At 45.2% G+C, this 17,352-nt stretch carries 11 protein-coding genes; 6 read left to right on the plus strand and 5 right to left on the minus strand.

Features of this window, described 5'->3' with window-relative positions:
• Nucleotides 1–740 precede the first annotated feature (740 nt).
• The 4 genes from NG833_RS19595 to NG833_RS19610 all read left to right on the plus strand — a co-directional run bounded on the left by NG833_RS19595 (nucleotide 741) and on the right by NG833_RS19610 (nucleotide 7,009).
• Nucleotides 741–3,386 (plus strand): calcium-binding protein, encoded by a 2,646-nt coding sequence (locus tag NG833_RS19595; RefSeq protein WP_254566956.1) that lies wholly within the window; start codon nucleotides 741–743, stop codon nucleotides 3,384–3,386.
• Between the two features lie 67 nt (nucleotides 3,387–3,453).
• Nucleotides 3,454–4,830, plus strand: coding sequence for an HD domain-containing phosphohydrolase (locus NG833_RS19600; protein WP_254566957.1), 1,377 nt, complete (start codon nucleotides 3,454–3,456; stop codon nucleotides 4,828–4,830).
• A gap of 490 nt (nucleotides 4,831–5,320) precedes the next feature.
• Nucleotides 5,321–5,926, plus strand: a complete 606-nt coding sequence (locus NG833_RS19605) for a pentapeptide repeat-containing protein (RefSeq protein WP_254566958.1) — start codon at nucleotides 5,321–5,323, stop codon at nucleotides 5,924–5,926.
• A gap of 321 nt (nucleotides 5,927–6,247) precedes the next feature.
• Nucleotides 6,248–7,009 (plus strand): DUF2993 domain-containing protein, encoded by a 762-nt coding sequence (locus tag NG833_RS19610; protein ID WP_254566959.1) that lies wholly within the window; start codon nucleotides 6,248–6,250, stop codon nucleotides 7,007–7,009.
• Between the two features lie 154 nt (nucleotides 7,010–7,163).
• Here NG833_RS19610 and NG833_RS19615 read toward each other — a convergent pair whose 3' ends face one another.
• The 5 genes from NG833_RS19615 to NG833_RS19635 all read right to left on the minus strand — a co-directional run bounded on the left by NG833_RS19615 (nucleotide 7,164) and on the right by NG833_RS19635 (nucleotide 13,805).
• Nucleotides 7,164–8,897 (minus strand): hypothetical protein, encoded by a 1,734-nt coding sequence (locus NG833_RS19615; protein ID WP_254566960.1) that lies wholly within the window; start codon nucleotides 8,895–8,897, stop codon nucleotides 7,164–7,166.
• Nucleotides 8,894–10,621 (minus strand): hypothetical protein, encoded by a 1,728-nt coding sequence (locus NG833_RS19620; RefSeq protein WP_309143867.1) that lies wholly within the window; start codon nucleotides 10,619–10,621, stop codon nucleotides 8,894–8,896. The genes NG833_RS19615 and NG833_RS19620 overlap by 4 nt, the downstream gene beginning before the upstream one ends.
• Before the next feature lie 68 nt (nucleotides 10,622–10,689).
• The gene (locus tag NG833_RS19625) at nucleotides 10,690–12,327 is read right to left on the minus strand and encodes a hypothetical protein (protein ID WP_309143868.1); all 1,638 of its coding nucleotides are present in this window, start codon (nucleotides 12,325–12,327) and stop codon (nucleotides 10,690–10,692) included.
• A gap of 120 nt (nucleotides 12,328–12,447) precedes the next feature.
• The gene (locus NG833_RS19630) at nucleotides 12,448–13,392 is read right to left on the minus strand and encodes a lysylphosphatidylglycerol synthase transmembrane domain-containing protein (RefSeq protein ID WP_254566962.1); all 945 of its coding nucleotides are present in this window, start codon (nucleotides 13,390–13,392) and stop codon (nucleotides 12,448–12,450) included.
• Nucleotides 13,393–13,580: 188 nt separating this feature from the next.
• Nucleotides 13,581–13,805: a hypothetical protein gene (locus NG833_RS19635; protein WP_254566963.1), complete on the minus strand. Its 225-nt coding sequence runs from the start codon at nucleotides 13,803–13,805 to the stop codon at nucleotides 13,581–13,583.
• Nucleotides 13,806–14,065: 260 nt separating this feature from the next.
• Between NG833_RS19635 and NG833_RS19640 the strand changes: the two genes are divergently transcribed.
• Nucleotides 14,066–14,794, plus strand: coding sequence for a Uma2 family endonuclease (locus NG833_RS19640; protein ID WP_254566964.1), 729 nt, complete (start codon nucleotides 14,066–14,068; stop codon nucleotides 14,792–14,794).
• Nucleotides 14,795–15,606: 812 nt separating this feature from the next.
• Entirely contained in the window at nucleotides 15,607–17,295 is a 1,689-nt protein-coding gene (locus tag NG833_RS19645; RefSeq protein WP_254566965.1) for an AIPR family protein, read from the plus strand.
• Nucleotides 17,296–17,352 lie beyond the last annotated feature (57 nt).

Consider the following 17,352-nt stretch of genomic DNA (forward strand, 5'->3'; position numbering starts at 1 on the left):
TCCAAAAAATAAAACCTTCAAAAAACCCGCAGGCTCAAGCCTGGAGCTACACGGACAAAGCCCGCCTGCGCGGGCTAAAAGAGCCTTGTTAGGTGCGATCGCATCAAAGCAAGGATGATTTATTTGTTGGAATCCCCTAATAAAGAGATCGATGAGGTCAATTTCCGGACTCTATCCCTGTTCTCTCGAACGATAGCAGATAGCCTAAGTGAATCTACCTAGGCTATCCGCTATCGGTGTCAATTTCGTTACTCCAGAAAAAATCTTTACAAAACTTAATAAAATGACATATAATCTCACGTTATCTGCGTATTTTCCCTAGGATCCTTTAATTGACGGTCCAGATAATCATGTTATATTGGGGAAAACCACTAGAAAATTGGGACATTTAGGGACTTATGACTAAAGGACCTGCGTTGATAATACCGACGAAGGGGATGGAAGAAGCCCTCGCCAACCCACAATAATAAGAGAGCGAGATCCATCCTAGGGTATAAGGGGTGGTCAATCAATCGCCGCCTCTATGTATTTTGAGAGAGAAGTGAATACTTGATGAATCCAGTTGAGAGCGAAAGTTATCTCGATTGGGCCATATCTAAATCGGTAACAGACACTTAAGATTAAGTCAAAGCCTGAATGTTATTGCCTCGATCTTGATGAAAGAGTCCAATACTTCAGAAGGTGAGTCATTTTCACAAACCTTGGGGGATAAGGGGTTTTTCATAAAGGGAGGAGTGTATATGCCTGAGCTAACAGTAGGTTTAGATATTAAAGTTAATACAACCGTCGAGGGAGATCAGCTAAACCCTCGCATCCATAGCAACGGACAGGGGACTACGCTCGTCGTTTGGGAAAGTCTGGGAAATCCTCCAGGGATTTATGCCCAACAGTATGACAATCAAGGGAATCCTATCGGGGATGAGTTTGAAGTTGCCACAGGTAACAACCTGGAAAACCCATTAGTAGCAGTCGCCGTAGATGGCAGCTTTGTGATTGCTTGGGAAGAAGCTGGGTCGGAAAACGGGATAGTCCTGCAGCGGTATGACAGTGGGAGAAATCCAGTAGGAGAGGCAGTCGCCACCTCACTCACCAATACTGGAAACCAGGGAACCTTGGCCCTCGACGGTCAAGGAAACATTCTTTTGGTGGGGGCGCAGGGTAATGGTGCGAATGCAGGCATCTTCGTGCAACGATACAACGCCCAAAACCAACTCACCCAAGACTTTGAGGTGAGTAACGAGGGAATCAATGCCGCCAACCCAACGATCGCAATGGCCGCCAACGGCAATTATGTCATTGCGTGGCAGCAAATTACCCCCGGAAATCAAGGAGGACCCGCTCGAAATATTGTAGCCCGACGCTTCAACGCTACGGGGCCAATGGATCTGCAAGCCTTTCAGGTGAATACGACCGATCAGGCGAACCAAGAGAACCCAGTCTTGGCGATCGCCCCGGATGGGTCAACCTTCTCAGTCTCTTGGGAAAGTGGCGGGGGTAATGCCTTTGGTGGGCAGTATGCTCAACGCTATGAGTTCGATTCCGGCAAAGCGATCGGGGGCGAAATTAAACTTGATGATGGCATCAACGCGGCAACTAAAACCGTGGCAATTGGTGCCGATGGAACTCTGGCGATCGCCTATGCAGAAGCCTCGGATATCTTCGTCAAGCGCTACGATCGCGCTGGCAATCTTCTCAATCCCGAAGAAACCGCACCCATCAATGCATATACCCAGGGCACTCAAACCTCCCCGGCGATCATCCAGAACAATCAAGGTAACTTCATCATTGTCTGGCAAAGCCAAGCTCAAGACGGCAGTGGTTATGGCATCTATGCTAAAGGGCTGAGTGGGGAAGTCGCTGATCCCGAGAATCCCGAGAATCCCGAGAATCCCGAGAATCCCGAGAATCCCGAGAATCCTGAGAATCCTGAGAATCCCGAGAATCCTGAAAATCCCGAGAATCCCGAGAATCCCGAGAATCCCGAGAATCCCGAGAATCCCGATGATTCGGATCTTCCCGAACTGATTATCACCCCCAACGAAGAGACCCTGGAAGTCTTTGAAGGCAGCAGTAGAGAACTCTACTCAGTAGTTTTGAGTCGTCAACCGACCGCCGAAGTCACGATCGCCTTCGAGACAGGTGAGGGAATTGAGCCCCTAAATCCGATCGTTTTCACCGCAGACAACTGGGACATCCCGCAAGCTGTCACGGTGAGGGCGATCGCCGATGACATTGCCCAAGGCGATCGGCCTTTGGAAATCCGCCATCAAGTCACCAGTTCTGACCCCGATTACGATGGACAGGAATTAGACTCAGTGGTTGCTACCCTGATCGATGTTCCTCCTCCGGTGACCCCGGGTGGGGTGAGATTAATCGAACCCATTGGCAGTACCGAGGTTCTTCAAGGGTTCAGGGGAGACTCGTATAAAATCGCCCTCTCCCAGCAACCGACGGACACCGTTACCATTACCGTAGAACTACCTGAACACCTCTTAACCATGACCCCGGGCTTTCCCCAGGGTGACGACTCCACAACGGAAGAAACCGTCAGCTTCTCCATCACCTTTACCCCAGAGAACTGGAACATTTCCCAAAACATCATGGTGAATGCCTTGGATGTTCCCCATGTACCCAGTCGCAGTTTCCAACATGGAACGCCCTCGGTGGGGATTAACTATGCCATTACCAGTGACGATGCGGCCTATAACGGCTTAGAGATTGATGCGTTAAGCCTGAACTTCAACAACACCAACAACCGAGGGCTGGAGACCACCCTCAACGAACCTTCAGCGATCGGACTGAGTACCGTTGACGATCGCATTACCGGGTCCCTGGGCAATGATATTATCCACGGACGCGAAGGCAATGACATTATTTATGGAGTCGGCGGAGACAATATTATCTATGGACAGGAAGGTAACGACGGCATAGAGGGCAGTGCCGGTAACGATATTATTTATGGCGGTGCTGGGAACGATCACCTCTATGGGGAAGCCGGGGATGACATTATTTATGGAGGGGAAGACAGCGATCGCCTCTTTGGAGGAAACGGTAACGATGTCCTCTTTGGCGGCGAGGGCAACGATCGCCTCTTTGGAGGTCCCGGTCGCGATACCCTCACCGGAGGTCCAGGTAACGATAGCTTTGGCATCAGTCCGGGCACCGGGGGAGACAGTCCCAGCCAAGCCGATGTGATTACCGATTTTACCAAAGGGGAAGATATCATCGAATTCGTGGGCAACCTCAGCTTTGAACAGTTGGATATCTCTCAAGGCAGTGATGCTTATGCTGCCGATGCCATCCTGCGCGATCGCCAAACCGGGGAATATTATGCTCGGTTGCAAAACGTCATCGCCACCAATTTAGACCCCTTCGATTTCGTTTAAACGCGCCGACAGGTACAGCCGTCCCCATTGCCGGTATGATGGGGAAAATAATAAATCCCCCGATAAGATGAATCCGGAATCCACACTCAACCAGCTAAAAGCCGCAAGTCCCCAAGGACAACTGCCTTCTAGCTATGGAGTTTACTTTAAGAATACCCTCGTGGCCCTGTGTCACGCCCTGGAAGATCATCTTTTGGAATCTTCCCCCACAGACTCAGACCAGAAACCCCTGGTTTTAGTCACCTTTCAACAAGGCAAGTGGTACTTGCAAGAAGCGGAACGATATTGGGACCTGGCCCAGCATTCCGGTGACGTGGCGATCGCCGCCCTCTCCGACAGTGGTTTTAGCACCCACCGCACCAGCGAACTGGAAAACGTCTCCTTGGTGGAACTGGATCCCGAGGATAGTTTAGTTCATGAATGGAATTTAATCATTATCGCGCCCACCTATCGGGCAATGCTGCTATGCCACGAACTGTCGGAAGAAGAGTATTTACCCGAAGGTCAACCTTCCGTAGATATGGAGCGAAAATTCTATGGAATGTGGACCTTTGACCAAGAACTCGTCGCCAAATCCGCAGAAATTTTAATCGAACGATTTCGGCGCTACAATTCGCCCCTGTGCGATCGCCTCCGGCAACAACTCCAGGATATTCTCAACACCAAAGGTCTTCCCCAGACCGATATGACGGGGGTGGTTAACCGCATCGTCACCTACCTGCAAACGTCGCAACAGCAACTGGTGACCATGAACCGCCAAACCCGCGAACTCTGGGAATTAGAAGGGCGCGCCCTAAAAATCAGTCGGAATTTGAATGCCAACAAACTGCAAGCCTTCCTACGCATGGCCCAGCGCGTGGATGAACGGGACGAAGCCAATCCCTGCGCCTGTTTGCAAGTTTCAGCCTTATCGGAAACCGTCGGTCAACTGCTAGATTTGCCCACCCTGAAACTGCGGCGACTGCGACTAGCGGGGTTGCTGTTTCGGATTGGGTTAGTTTCCGCACCCCGGGAAATTTTTCTGAAAACTTCCCGAGAGTTAGATGAAGTCAGCTTAACATTTTGGAGCGATCGGGCTATTCTCAGCGCTCAATTACTCTCAGCAATGCCTGAATTAGCCCCCGTCACCCACATTGTCAAACATCACCTCGAATATTGGGACGGCAGTGGCAAACCTGATGGACTGCGAAGGCAAGACATTCCCCTAGAATCTCAAATTCTGGGATTAGTCTCCTATTTCCAAGAACTCACGCAATCTCGCGGTTCGCGATCGGCCCGCAGTCTATCCGATGCCCTAGAAAAATGTCAAGCTCGCAGTAACACCCGGTTCGACCCTCAATTAGTCGATACCCTCTCCCATATCGTCCGACTCACAGAAATGGGCCTCATGCAACTCCCCGATCGCCCCTCTCAATTGCCCAATGTCTGGCTAGAAGAAGCCTAGTCGGGAGGATTCAGGGGATGTTCGTAGTAACGACTTCAGTCGTTTCCTCCGGTTCGTAGTAACGACTTCAGTCGTTTCTTCCTGTTCGTAGTAACGACTTCAGTCGTTTCTTCCTGTTCGTAGTAACGACTTCAGTCGTTTCTTCCTGTTCGTAGTAACGACTTCAGTCGTTACCGCGTTACATGGCTGAAGCCATGTAACGCTCTCTTGGAGGCTCTACCTCCAGTCCCTAAGCCGGTAGGCGATAGACCCTCCAATTGCTCGTGTGATGGCTCCTGCCATCACACGAGAGCAACGACTGAAGTCGTTACTACGAACAACAACGGTAGACCCTCCAATTGCTCGTGTGATGGCTCCTGCCATCACACGAGAGCAACGACTGAAGTCGTTACTACGAACAAGAAGGAACGACTTCAGTCGTTACTACAAGCATCTCCCCCATATTCCCCATCTCCCCCACATCCCCCATTCACTCACTCACCCAACTCTCATGGATTTAGAAGCGATTCGACAAGGAAAAATTAAAGATTTGCGAAATGCCGAGCTTTCCGGTGCCGACTTAAGCGGCGCTCATTTGGCCCAGGCAGACTTGCAAGGGGCCAATTTAATGGGAGCCAATCTCTCCGGGGCCGACCTGCGCGGGGCCCAATTAAGGGCCAACTTACGGGGTGCAGACCTCACTGGGGCCATTTTATCCGGGGCCGATTGTCGGAATGCCGACTTGCGCGGGGCGATTTTAGTCGATGCCAACCTGCGCGATGCCAGCTTTGCTGGGGCTTTTTTAGCCGGGTCCGTCTGTAGCCAATTGGATTTGAGCGGCATAGACTTGCGCGGTGCGGATTTGCGCGGGACCCTGCTGAATCGCGCCATCCTACAAGGGGCGGAACTGACTTCCGCCAACCTTTCCGGTGCCGACTTATCCTCTGCTGACTTAGAAGAAGCTATTCTCAATGGGGCCATCTTCTGTGGGTCCAATTTAACCGGGTCCAACTTGCTCTGTGCCACGATGGAGCAAACGCAATGGCTAGGAGCAAGACTGGAAGGGGCTTGTGTGGAAGGGACGCCTTTGGGAGAACGCAGAATGTCGGAAGGATGAATTAGGAAATGGATTTTTGCTGGGATTTCTCCTTAAAAAGGTAGATTTTCTGACTGGAGTCTCCTCCAATCTGGGTAAAGGCCCCACCCAATCTTTCCGGGGACGCGAGCCGGGTTATAAGAGGAATTAAAAAAGTGAACGGGCTACTGGGCGTAGGTTTAAGGCGTTTAGGGACTCAGAATCAACCCCCATCAATTCCCCAATTTTCCTCCTCTTCCTCCGGGTCACCCCTGGTTTCCCTTATGGTGTCCATAACCATCACAAAAGTTTACATTTTGTAATGAACCGTTATAATGGAGCAGTAAACAACCCTGCAAAAAAATGGTATCCTCATTGTTTGGCAGTAAACCGTTTCAAAATCAAAGTGGTGATGCTCTCGTTAGTAAAGTAGCGGGAACAGCGATCGCTGCGTTGTTCAAGAAATCTGAAAAAGTTGAAGCCAATGTCCGAGCAGAACCCGTAACAAAGCTGTTGCAGGGCAGCGTCGATGGCTTTGACTTCATTGGCAAAGGAATGCTGATGTATAATGGCCTGCGGATCGAGAACATGGAATTGTACTTGCAAGCCGTTGCCATTGATATTGGCGCAATTTTTGCCGGTCAAGTTCAGTTACGACGACCCACCAGCGCCAGCATGAGAGTGGTTTTAACCGAATCTGACTTAAACAGTTCTTTTAATACACCGTTTGTAGTTGAAAAACTTCAAAGATTACAGTATCAAGGGGAGTCCCTGAATTTTCACCAAACTCAGGTCAACCTCACCCCAGATAAGAGAATTCAAATCCTGTCGAAAGTGAGTCTAGGCAACTCTGACACAACGATCGCCCTGGATATGACCGCCAGCGTTCAGGTGGAAGAACGCAGAAAAATCCAATTTATTGAAGTCAGTTATGGCGGAGACGAGAAGGCGGTTGATCTCGGCAAGGAGTTGATTAATCATGTCAATAACCTGCTGGATTTAGATAAATTTGCCTTAGAGGGAAGCCAATTGCGGGTGGATCGGATTCGACTGCAAAACCAAGAAATCGTCTTTTATGGTTCCGCGCAGATCGATCAGTTCCCCTCGGGAAAAGGGAAAAAATAAGCGATACGGAATCCGGTTGTGATAGGTCTGTAAAAACCCACACCCTCAAGGGTGGGGCTATACGGACAAAGCCTGCCTGCGCAGGCTAAAGAGTGAAAACCGACTTGAGACAACCGGATTTGGTATGAGCGATCGCCTCAAGTTTGGGGGGTCGCTAACGGGGTCGCTTCGTCAGACATTCCGCCTGGAGTAAGACAAAATCGCCGGTCTCAAACTGAGTACAAGGGGCGATCGCTTTTACTAATGCCGGAACTGTTCCCCGTCGGAGTGCTGCTTCTGCTTGTTCGGCAGCCTTAAAAAGCGGTTGAGTTTCACTCAGTTGAAAGCGGCGCAACCAAGGGCTTTTGTCTAAATACTCCGGGGTAAAGGCGGACCGTTCTACAATCCATAAATCAATTCCATACTTTTGAATCAATTGCTGGACCGCATCCAAATTTGCACTATATTGAGCAGTCACCAGTTCAATCGCCCGTTGATTGAGTTCTTGATAATAGGTCTGATGATATCCAATCACATAGGTGGGACTGACTAAAATAGACCGATTGGTAAAGGCAGGCAGATTATCGGTTTCTTCAGCAATGGCGGCAATTAAGGTGTCTTTCGGTTGAGTTGATAAAAATTCATAGAGGGGTGAAAATTTGCCAATTTTGTAATCTACATCGGGAAATTTACTCAAAAGAATCGGATAAATTAGCAAAATGGTTAACAAGGTAGTCGCCGTTATTCCCCACATGAATTGGGAGGGTTTTGCCCGAGTCGTCCGCAGTTTTTGAATCAGCCATTCTAAAATAAAGGTCAAGGAAATCGCACCGGCGATCGGCATCACCAGTCTCAGACTATGTTCCGTATATCGACTAGGAAGATGCAGTTGAAATAACAGGGCATGAGCCGCCAAAAACATGACCAATGAAACAATCAATAATTGCGGCAACAGAATCAGGCGTGGGCTAATTTTTTCAGCTAGGGGAAACCGGGGAGCAAATCGCAACAGAACCGGCAACAAAACCCCTAACCAAATTTGAGGCAAACTAAAAGAAAGCTCACACCATTCACTGGGAAAAATTCCGGTTCGCCGCCAACACAACCAATATTCCAGCGGATTATCAATAAAAAAGCTGGGCCATAAAGTTTTGGCTTGGTCAGCGGTTAAAACTGGACCATATTCGGAAGATTTCAAGGCATAAGGTAACATCACCCCTAGGGCTACGGCTAAACCAATCCCGGAGAGTAAATAGTTTTTAGGGTGGGGAGATAGAGAAATTTTGCCTTGATTCCAGGATAAACAGTGGAACAGGAAAAGACCCGATGCTAGAAAAACACACTGGGGATAAAATAGTCCTAAGAGGGCAATGGTTACTGCTGTTAAAATGATATCTTCTCGCAGTAAATAATATAAAAATGCTAAAAATAAGGGATAGGCAAAAGCCACTGGCGTCGCGGAGGGAATATCATCTTGTAACCAAATATTTTGATTGAGCAGCAATCCGCAGATAAATGCGGCAAATGGGACGGGGAAAAGCTCCATCACCACTTGAAAGCAATAGAAAGTGGTGACAAGGACGAGAATTAAGGGGAGGATTTTATTCAATAAAAACGGGTTGATTCCCAGGTTGGCCCCGATTTGATAAAGGGTTGTATATCCAGCAGGGGCCACGGATTGAAAATAGTCGGCCATCACGTCATCAGGGAACAAGTCTGGATCTAAAAACCGCTGCATCCAAAAGACGTGCTGCCTTGCGTCATCTTGGATGATATAAGGGTTAGATAAAGTAATTTTTAAGGCAAAAATTGCATAAATTGCCGCTACACAGAGGGTGGCAATCAGCCAGAAAATCTGCCCTCGACGAGAGGAGTTGGAGAGTACGTTCAGAAATCGGGATGAGATCATAGGGGGGGTGAGGTGAAGGTGAGAATACAGGTAGAATCTAAGACGGCAAATTTATCGAGTTGGAATACGGTGCAGCGATCGCGAACTGTTGCTAAAGCTGGAGGGATTCCCTTCAATAGTTGGCCGATCGCCTGATTTGCCTCCGGTTGATATTGCATCATCCAGCGATCGGCTTTCAGATAGGGGACCGTAAATGCGCCTTCTTCAATCAACCAAAAATCAATACCATATTCGGTGATAAATTGCTCAACTTCAGCTAAATTAGGACTGTAATGGGCGTGAATTAAATCGATACTCCGTTCCCGAATTTCTCCATAGTACCCTTCATGATACGGCACGCCATACCCTTCATTTCCCATCAAAATTGAACGCTGACTAAACGAAGGTAAGTTATTAGCTTCATCGGTAATTGAGGCAATTTGAATATCTTTGGGTTGTTGGGCAAAAAATTCATATAATGCCGGAAACTGCCCGAATTGATAATCAGTGCGAGGGAATCGCTTTAACCATAAAGGCTCTAAAATTAGGGTGGCTAAAATCAAGCAACATCCGACCCGAGTGACAGTTTTTCGATTGATATTTTCCCCCCAAAATAGAAGTGCATCCATGAGGAGGGCGACGGTGATTCCAGCGGCGATCGCACTGATAATCCTCAAGGTATGTTCCGTGTAGCGACTGGGTAAATGTAACTCAAATAACAGCAGATGAGATAAGAAAAATAGTCCTAACGATGCCAGAAGAATCTCCAGCAGAATGCCTGCTTGTTTTATCTCCACAGACAAGGGTAAAACCCGCCGAAATCGGAGTAGCAGGGGCAAAATTCCTCCTAAAATCAGCGGGGAAATTAGGGCAAATCGAGGCATCATCCCACTGCGTTGACCCGTAAACCAAAAATGGCCCCAATCTTCGCTAAAAAACTCACTTTTACCCCGACTTAAAAACTCGGGCAAAGTTTGAGCTTCAGATGCAGTAATCACCGGACCATAATCATCGGACTTGAATAGATAGGCGACAATAACTAGGGCAGCAATTCCAAATAAAATGCCATAAAATTGATAGAGTTTTCTAGGTTGATTTCCCTGAAAATGCCAATCATTCAGGCGCAAAAATTGGACAATTAAAACTCCAATGGCAACTAATAAACATTGCGGATAAAATAACCCCAAGAGGGCAACGGATACCCCTGTTTCCAAGAGGTTACGCCGCAATAGATAATAGATAAATCCGGTAAATAGGGGATAAACAAACGCCACGGGAGTTGCTGAAACTACATCATCCCGCATCCAGATATAATGATTGAGCAATAACCCACTGATAAATCCGGCAACGGGTACTGGCAACAGTTCTATCGTGATGCCAAAACAGAAAACCGTGGTGATTAATCCTAACACAGGCGGCAGGAGTTTATGCAGCAGCATCGGAGAAATGCCTAGCTTGGCAACAATCCAATAGAGGGCAGTATATCCTGCTGGTGCAACGGATTGAAAATAATCCGCGATCCAATCATTGGGAAATAATTCGGGGTCGATAAAACGCTGCATCCAAAAAACGTGCTGCCGCGCATCATCTTGTACCACATAGTCGGTACTAAATGCCTGATGTAATACCAAACTGCCATAAACTGCCGCAAAAGTTAAGGTTAAAGTCAGCCAAAAAATCACGGGAGATTTGGGAGATTTTTCCAAGGGACCTGTCAAAAATCGATGGAAATTGGGCATTGCCATAGACAAGAGAGTGAAGTTGGCGAAAGGGAACGGAATTAAACCGAGTGGATCGGGAACAGAATGCACTCTTAATCGTTGATTATACACTGAGATTGGAGGACTAAAAAATCTCCGGTGTTAAACACTGTACAACGGGCGATCGCCTCCGCAACGAAGGGCAGATTTCCCGCTTCCAAGGAGGCGATCGCCTCATCCGCCTCCGGTTGATACTGTTGCAACCACCGATTTCGGGAAAAATACTCCGGTTCAAACGCCGATTGCTCAATTAACCAAAAGTCGATTCCATACTGTTCAATCACCCCTTGCACCACTCCCGCATCCTCACTATATTGAGCGCGAATTACATCTCGTATCCGTTGACTAAATTGGCGATAATATCCTTGATGATAAGGAATAGCATACTCTCGCCCGACTAAAATAGACCGATGGGAAAATGTCGGTAAATTATTCGCTTCCCCGCTTAAAGAAGCGATTAAAGTATCCTGGGGTTGCTGTTGGAAAAACTGATATAAATCGGGTAAGGGCCCTGGACGATAATTTGTGCGCGGAAAACTCGGGGTATAGTTGGGATAAAAAATTAAGGCAGCGGTGAAAACTAGGGTCATGCCTGCTGCAATAACCTGTTGAAACTGCCCGGAAAACGGCGTTAAAACCTCTAATGCCCAATCTATCAAAATTGCAATCAGAATCCCGGTTGCTACGGCTAAAACAATTCTAAAACTATGGTCAATATAACGACTGGGTAGATGTAGTTTAAATAATACAGAATGAGCCGCCAAAAACATCAAGACTGCCGCTAATATAAAGTTTTTTAATAACTGCAATGCTGGAGAAAGTTGAGAAACCAATGGAAACCGGGAGGGATAGCGACAAACCCAGGGTAAGAAAATTCCCACCCAAATCAGCGGGGGTAATAACGGGGGAAGAATTCCGGAACGCTCTCCAATTAACCAGAAATAAAATGGATTTTCATGGTAAAATGGGTTCCGTCCTCCCGGCCATAATTCGGGAGAAGTTACGGCGTCAGCAGCAGTTAAAACTGGACCATATTCATTGGTTTTCAAGGCATAAGGCAACATCACCACAAAGGCTACAGCTAAACCGATTCCTGACAACAAATAATCCTGCGGATTATGAGAGAGAGAAAAGGGACGGGATTGCCAAGAAATTAGACGCAATAGAAAGAGGGCGGAAGCGATGAAAACATACTGGGGATAAAACAGTCCTAACAGGGCGATCGCGACACAACTGCCGACTAACTGATTCCGAGATAAATAATAGAGAAATCCCACAAATAGGGGATATAAAAAAGCCCGGGGGGTGGCGGAAACAATATCAAATTTCATCCAGAGACTTTGATTGAGCAACACACTACTGATAAAGGCAGCCAATGGGACCGGAAACAATTGGAAGGTTAATCCAAAACAGTAAATTGTGGTGATGAGGGAGAGGGCGATCGGCAACAACTTACTCAACAATAATGGCTCAATTCCTAACAGTGCCATACCGCGATAAACCGCCGTATATCCTGCTGGGGCCACAGATTGAAAATAATCCGCAATATAATCCCCAGGAAATAAATCCGGGTTCAAAAATCGTTGCATCCAAAAGACGTGCTGCCTCGCATCATCCTGGACCATATATTCAACGCTAAAGGCTTTTTGCAATACCATTGCCCCATAAATAGTCGCAAAAGTCAAGCTCAAACTGAACCAAAAGATAATAACAGGACTGAATCGATGGGAAATAGGGGCAGTTAGGAATTTGCGTAAATAATTCATAGTTGAACAGCAGCGATTTCTGGGAGAATTAATTTTAGAGGATTCCTAACGATTTTGGGTACGGAGGGTGGATAAATAGCGCTCTAAAAACGGTAATCCCGCAATGGCTGGGAGCAAATAACGAGCGGTACAGAGTAATCCCAAAGCGGCTCCCGTTGCCTCTCCAAAATAGGGCTGATAAAATAGAATTAAGGCGGCATCTCGGGTTCCGACTCCGGCAAAAGTTAAGGGCATTAAACCGGCGAGAATGGCTAAGGGAGAGAGGGCTAGGTTGGTTAAAAATGGCGTCCAGGCATTGAGGGCGAGAATAAAAAACCAAATTTGTAAGAGATGGCAAAACCAGAGGAAAATAGAAGTGAGCGTAACCGTCACCAACCGACGGTGATCGCCCCAAAAGTAATCGTGCATTTCTCCCCAGGAAAAGCGCAACTTATCCAGCTTAATCTTAACCTTTTTCGGGGCAAAACGCGAAGTTAATCCAAAACAACCCCGAGCAAACCGAGGAGAACTTAACAACAATAACCCGAGGATTAATCCCCCGGTAACCCCCGTTGTCATCGCCCAAAATAAAGCATCTTTCGCAGGATATAAGAGCAAGCCAAAAACGCACCATAAAAGCAGGGAGAGCAAATCGCAGGCTTTTTCAAACACGACTAAAGAGAGGGCCAAAGACCCACTTAAATGCCCGCGATCGCGCATAAAATAAGCCTTAGCAATATCCCCCATTTTTGAGGGTAATACCATATTTAACACACTAGAAGCCAGAATCAACCGATTTGCCTCGGGAAAATCCAGTCCTGAACTTGCTGGTGCAAGCTGCTGTAAACGCCAACTGGTAATTGCCACCAGGGGGACAACCATGCCCAAACTCACCACCATCCAAAGGCGATCGCAATTTTGGAACACCTGCACCAACCTGGGAAAATCAATTTTCCAGTAGATAAATGCCAGAATGAGCAAGCTAATCGTCAGAGAAATCAGTCGTTTCATTAATCGGTAATTAAGGGTAAGTTGCAGGAAGTAAAAGGTCACACCTAAGCGTTTTAGGCATCTTATTTGCTTTTACTCTCCTGATGATCATAGCTGGTAATCATACGACAAATGTCATCGGCAGCAATATCAAGTGGTTCAGATTTGGCATAATAATGAAAAACTGGTCAGACATCTTCAATCCCTTCCTAAAGTTGGGCGATCGGCATAGTTTGTCCAGTAATCGCTTCGTGCCAAGCTTGCTGAAAGTTCTGTAGAAGCGCTGCCTTAGATTCCTCCTCTTCATCGATTTCTGAAAGTTCAGGAATCAAAACAATCACTTCAACTCGACTATTTTTATCAGTAATGAGGGGATAATCTAAAGTCAGTTGCCCATGTTCATCAATCATTGCCATAACCTTGAGTGCTTTCATTTTGGCTCCTTTCGTAAGTAGTAGTACCGCGTCAATCCCACTGCCTGGAGGCAATAGGTGATAGCGGGCTCCCAAGTTCATCACAGGATAATGAACCTAACGCTTGTGTTAATCATCATAGCCGATTTATCGTAGGATCAATTTGTGCAAAGCTCAACCCAACCCTAAGTGTCACGGCAATTCATAAATCACCCCGACAAGACGCCGCACCCAGAGCCATGATATAGTAATAAATGAACCCTACCCTGGCAGGAATCATCATGTTAGCTACCTCCTCCCCTTACACCATCACCTGGGAAAAGTTGCCCGATGATTTTGTGCTGCCTGATGACCCAGTGGATAACATCAATCAACCGACTCTGGCAGCAGCATTAACCGAAAGTTTGGAGTTAGCGGGAAAACTCCCGGAGACTGCTCTAACTCCCACCAATTACGGCATTTGTGCCACCATCAATGGCAAAATGGTCGTCAAAGCACCTGATTGGGCCTACATTCCCCATATTACCGCTAACCGCTCCGAAGTTGAGCGGAGTTATACCCCACGACTGCAAGGGGAAATTCCCACCCTCGTTTTAGAGTTTTTATCAGAAACAGAAGGGGGAGAATATTCCAGCAAACCGACCTATCCCCCGGGAAAATTCTTCTACTACGAGCAGATTTTGCAGATCCTGAACTATGGCATTTTTGATTTAGAGAGTGGGATATTAGAACTCTATCGCCTAAAAGAAAATCAGCGGTATAAACTAGAAGACGCCAATGAAAAAAACCGCTATTGGATACCAGAAATGCAGCTATTTCTAGGAGTCTGGGAAGGAAAACGAGAAAATCGTTCCGGATACTGGCTACGCTGGTGGGATGAAGCGGGCAATTTACTCTTGTGGCGTACCGAACGGATTGAACAGGAACGCCAACAGGCGGAACAAGAACGCCAACGGGCTGAACGATTAGCGGCTCAATTACGGGCGGCGGGAATCGAACCAGAAGAGTAGTTTTAAAAGTGTGGATGAGGTGTTCTTCAAGTTAAGAACACCCCACATTTTTTCATGGAATCGATGCTTGAGGGTTGTTGATATGAAGGAAGCAAGTTGCGATGGAGAGGAAGAAGATTTACCCGATCTCGGGCTAGTTGGGCAGTAAGCATTCATGTCGTAATTATTTGGCTACAAACCTCGTTTAGTATGGGTTCTAGCCATTTTTACCTGTTTATCCATTTTCAACAAAAAAATCTAAAGCCCTTATTTTTTTGTGCTTATTGAGAATGAACTGTTGGTTTAGACCTAACCTGAATTCTGAAAGCCTTGCTATGACTGTATTTCGGGCAGATGAATAGTTACGCTGAATGATCTTCTGCGTGTGAGTTGACTTGAAATGGAGAACGGACGATTTATAGCATTTCCTCTAATCATGAATTAGAAAAAAATGTTGAAATTTTTCTATCCCCTGTTTTCCCTGGCTTGTCAAGCAATAGATCTCCTATAATGTAGGACTCTTCCATTTGACGCAAGTTCACCATGAAAAGATTTCAGTTTGTATCGATTTGTTGCAAACTGTGATGATTTATGAATTTTTTGTAATAGTCAGGCTAGGAGCGTTGACTTGCGATATACTGTGAAAAGTGATTATTTCATTAACTTTTGCGAAATCATCACTAATTTTAGTGTATGATATCAACTTTTTTACCAATAAAAAGCTCTATTGCCTCCTAAGTAGTTACAACTAAGTAAATGTGTACAAATATTTTTTATAAACTAAGTTAGGGAAATTATCTGATTAACCCTCCATTTGAGTAATTTAAAAAACAATGAGCCAAATTCACTTACGTCATATTAAATCTTACTTAGACAATCAATTCAAAAACTTAATTGATACCTCAGATTTTACCTCATTAAGTAAATCGAGTAGTGAAGAGCTATTTTTGTCAAGAGCTTTAGCCGCCTTTGTTGTCATGACATTTGGAAATACCTCGGCAATAGAAGCGGCTAATTCATTAACTGATGGTCCTCAAGATAATGGAATTGATGGAATTTTTTATCATAAAAAACAAAAAATTCTTTATTTGATCCAATCAAAATGGAGCAGCAAAGGCCAAAAAACTTTTGATACAGCTGCAACCCACAAATTTTTAAAGGGTTTTGATTATATATTGGACGGGGAGTTTAATAAATTTAATAAAAAAATTTTAAACAAAAAGGATGAAATAGAAATTGCCTTAAATGATGCAAACACCCAGTACAAGTTAATGATAATTTATACGGGTATCCAAAATTTACCTCAAGATTCGGAAAATTTAATTAAGGAAAGGTTAAATGAAATTAATGACATCAGTGATGTTGTTAGTTATGAGGTTTTGAGGCAATCTGAAGTTCATAAAATAATATCTCAAGGTCTTGATAACTCTCCTATTGATATAGATATTATGCTGGGTAACTGGGTTAAGATTCCAGAACCATTTGAGTCTATTTGTGGGCGTATATCTGCAAAAGATGTTGCAGAATGGAGAGATCAGTATTATCCTAAAATATTTGCCCCCAACATTAGATGTTATCTTGGAAATACCGAGATTAATGATGGAATTATTGAAACATTAAAGAACCAACCTGAGCATTTTTGGTATTATAATAATGGAATTACTGCGCTATGTAGAACGGTTACAAAAAAAATGCTTGGAGGAGATAAATCCGACTCTGGATTATTTGAATGTAAAGACTTACATATCATTAATGGTGCTCAAACCATTGGTTCGGTATATGAAGCTAATAAAACGTACCCTGATCATGTTGCATTAGCCTACATTCCTATTCGTTTAATCTCTTTAGAAAAATGTCCAGAACAGTTTGCAAAATCAGTTACAAAATATAATAATACTCAAAACAAAATTGATCGCCGGGATTTTGTATCTCTCGATCCTGAACAAGAGCGCATCAAAATCGAATTAAAGTTTGAAGATGTTATTTATATTTATAAAACTGGAGAAATAATACCTTCAGAACAACAAGGATTTACATTAGAAGATGCTACAATTGCTCTAGCTTGTAGTATAGACATATCTTTTGCTGTTAGAGCAAAAGATAAAATCGGCACTTTGTGGGATGATATTAACACTGAACCCTATAAAAGACTGTTTAACCCAAATACTAATAGCTTAAAACTATGGAAATTAGTCCAGATAATGAAAGTGGTTGAAGGCACTCTTTTAAAGGAGCAAAATAACCAAGAAAAAAATACTTCAGATAATCGACGGAAGCTGTTTTTAACTCATGCCTCTAAACTGGTTCTATATTTAATATTTAAAGACAAAGAACTCGAAGTTTATTATAAAGATTTTGAAAATAAGAATATAGATCAAAATCAAAATCAAATCATAGAAAAAAAAGTGATTGACTACCTAGATAAAGTTGTAGATGCTGCTAATTCGCTTTTTCCTAGTGGCTACCCTGCAAATATATGTCGAAATCAAACTAAATGTAAAGAAATTATCTCACAGGTTTAATGACTAACTCTAAATTTGTGGGGTAACGGAATGGCTGCTTTCAAATGGGAGTAAATG

This window comes from Oscillatoria sp. HE19RPO (assembly GCF_024220515.1).
Lineage (GTDB): Bacteria > Cyanobacteriota > Cyanobacteriia > Cyanobacteriales > Laspinemataceae > Laspinema.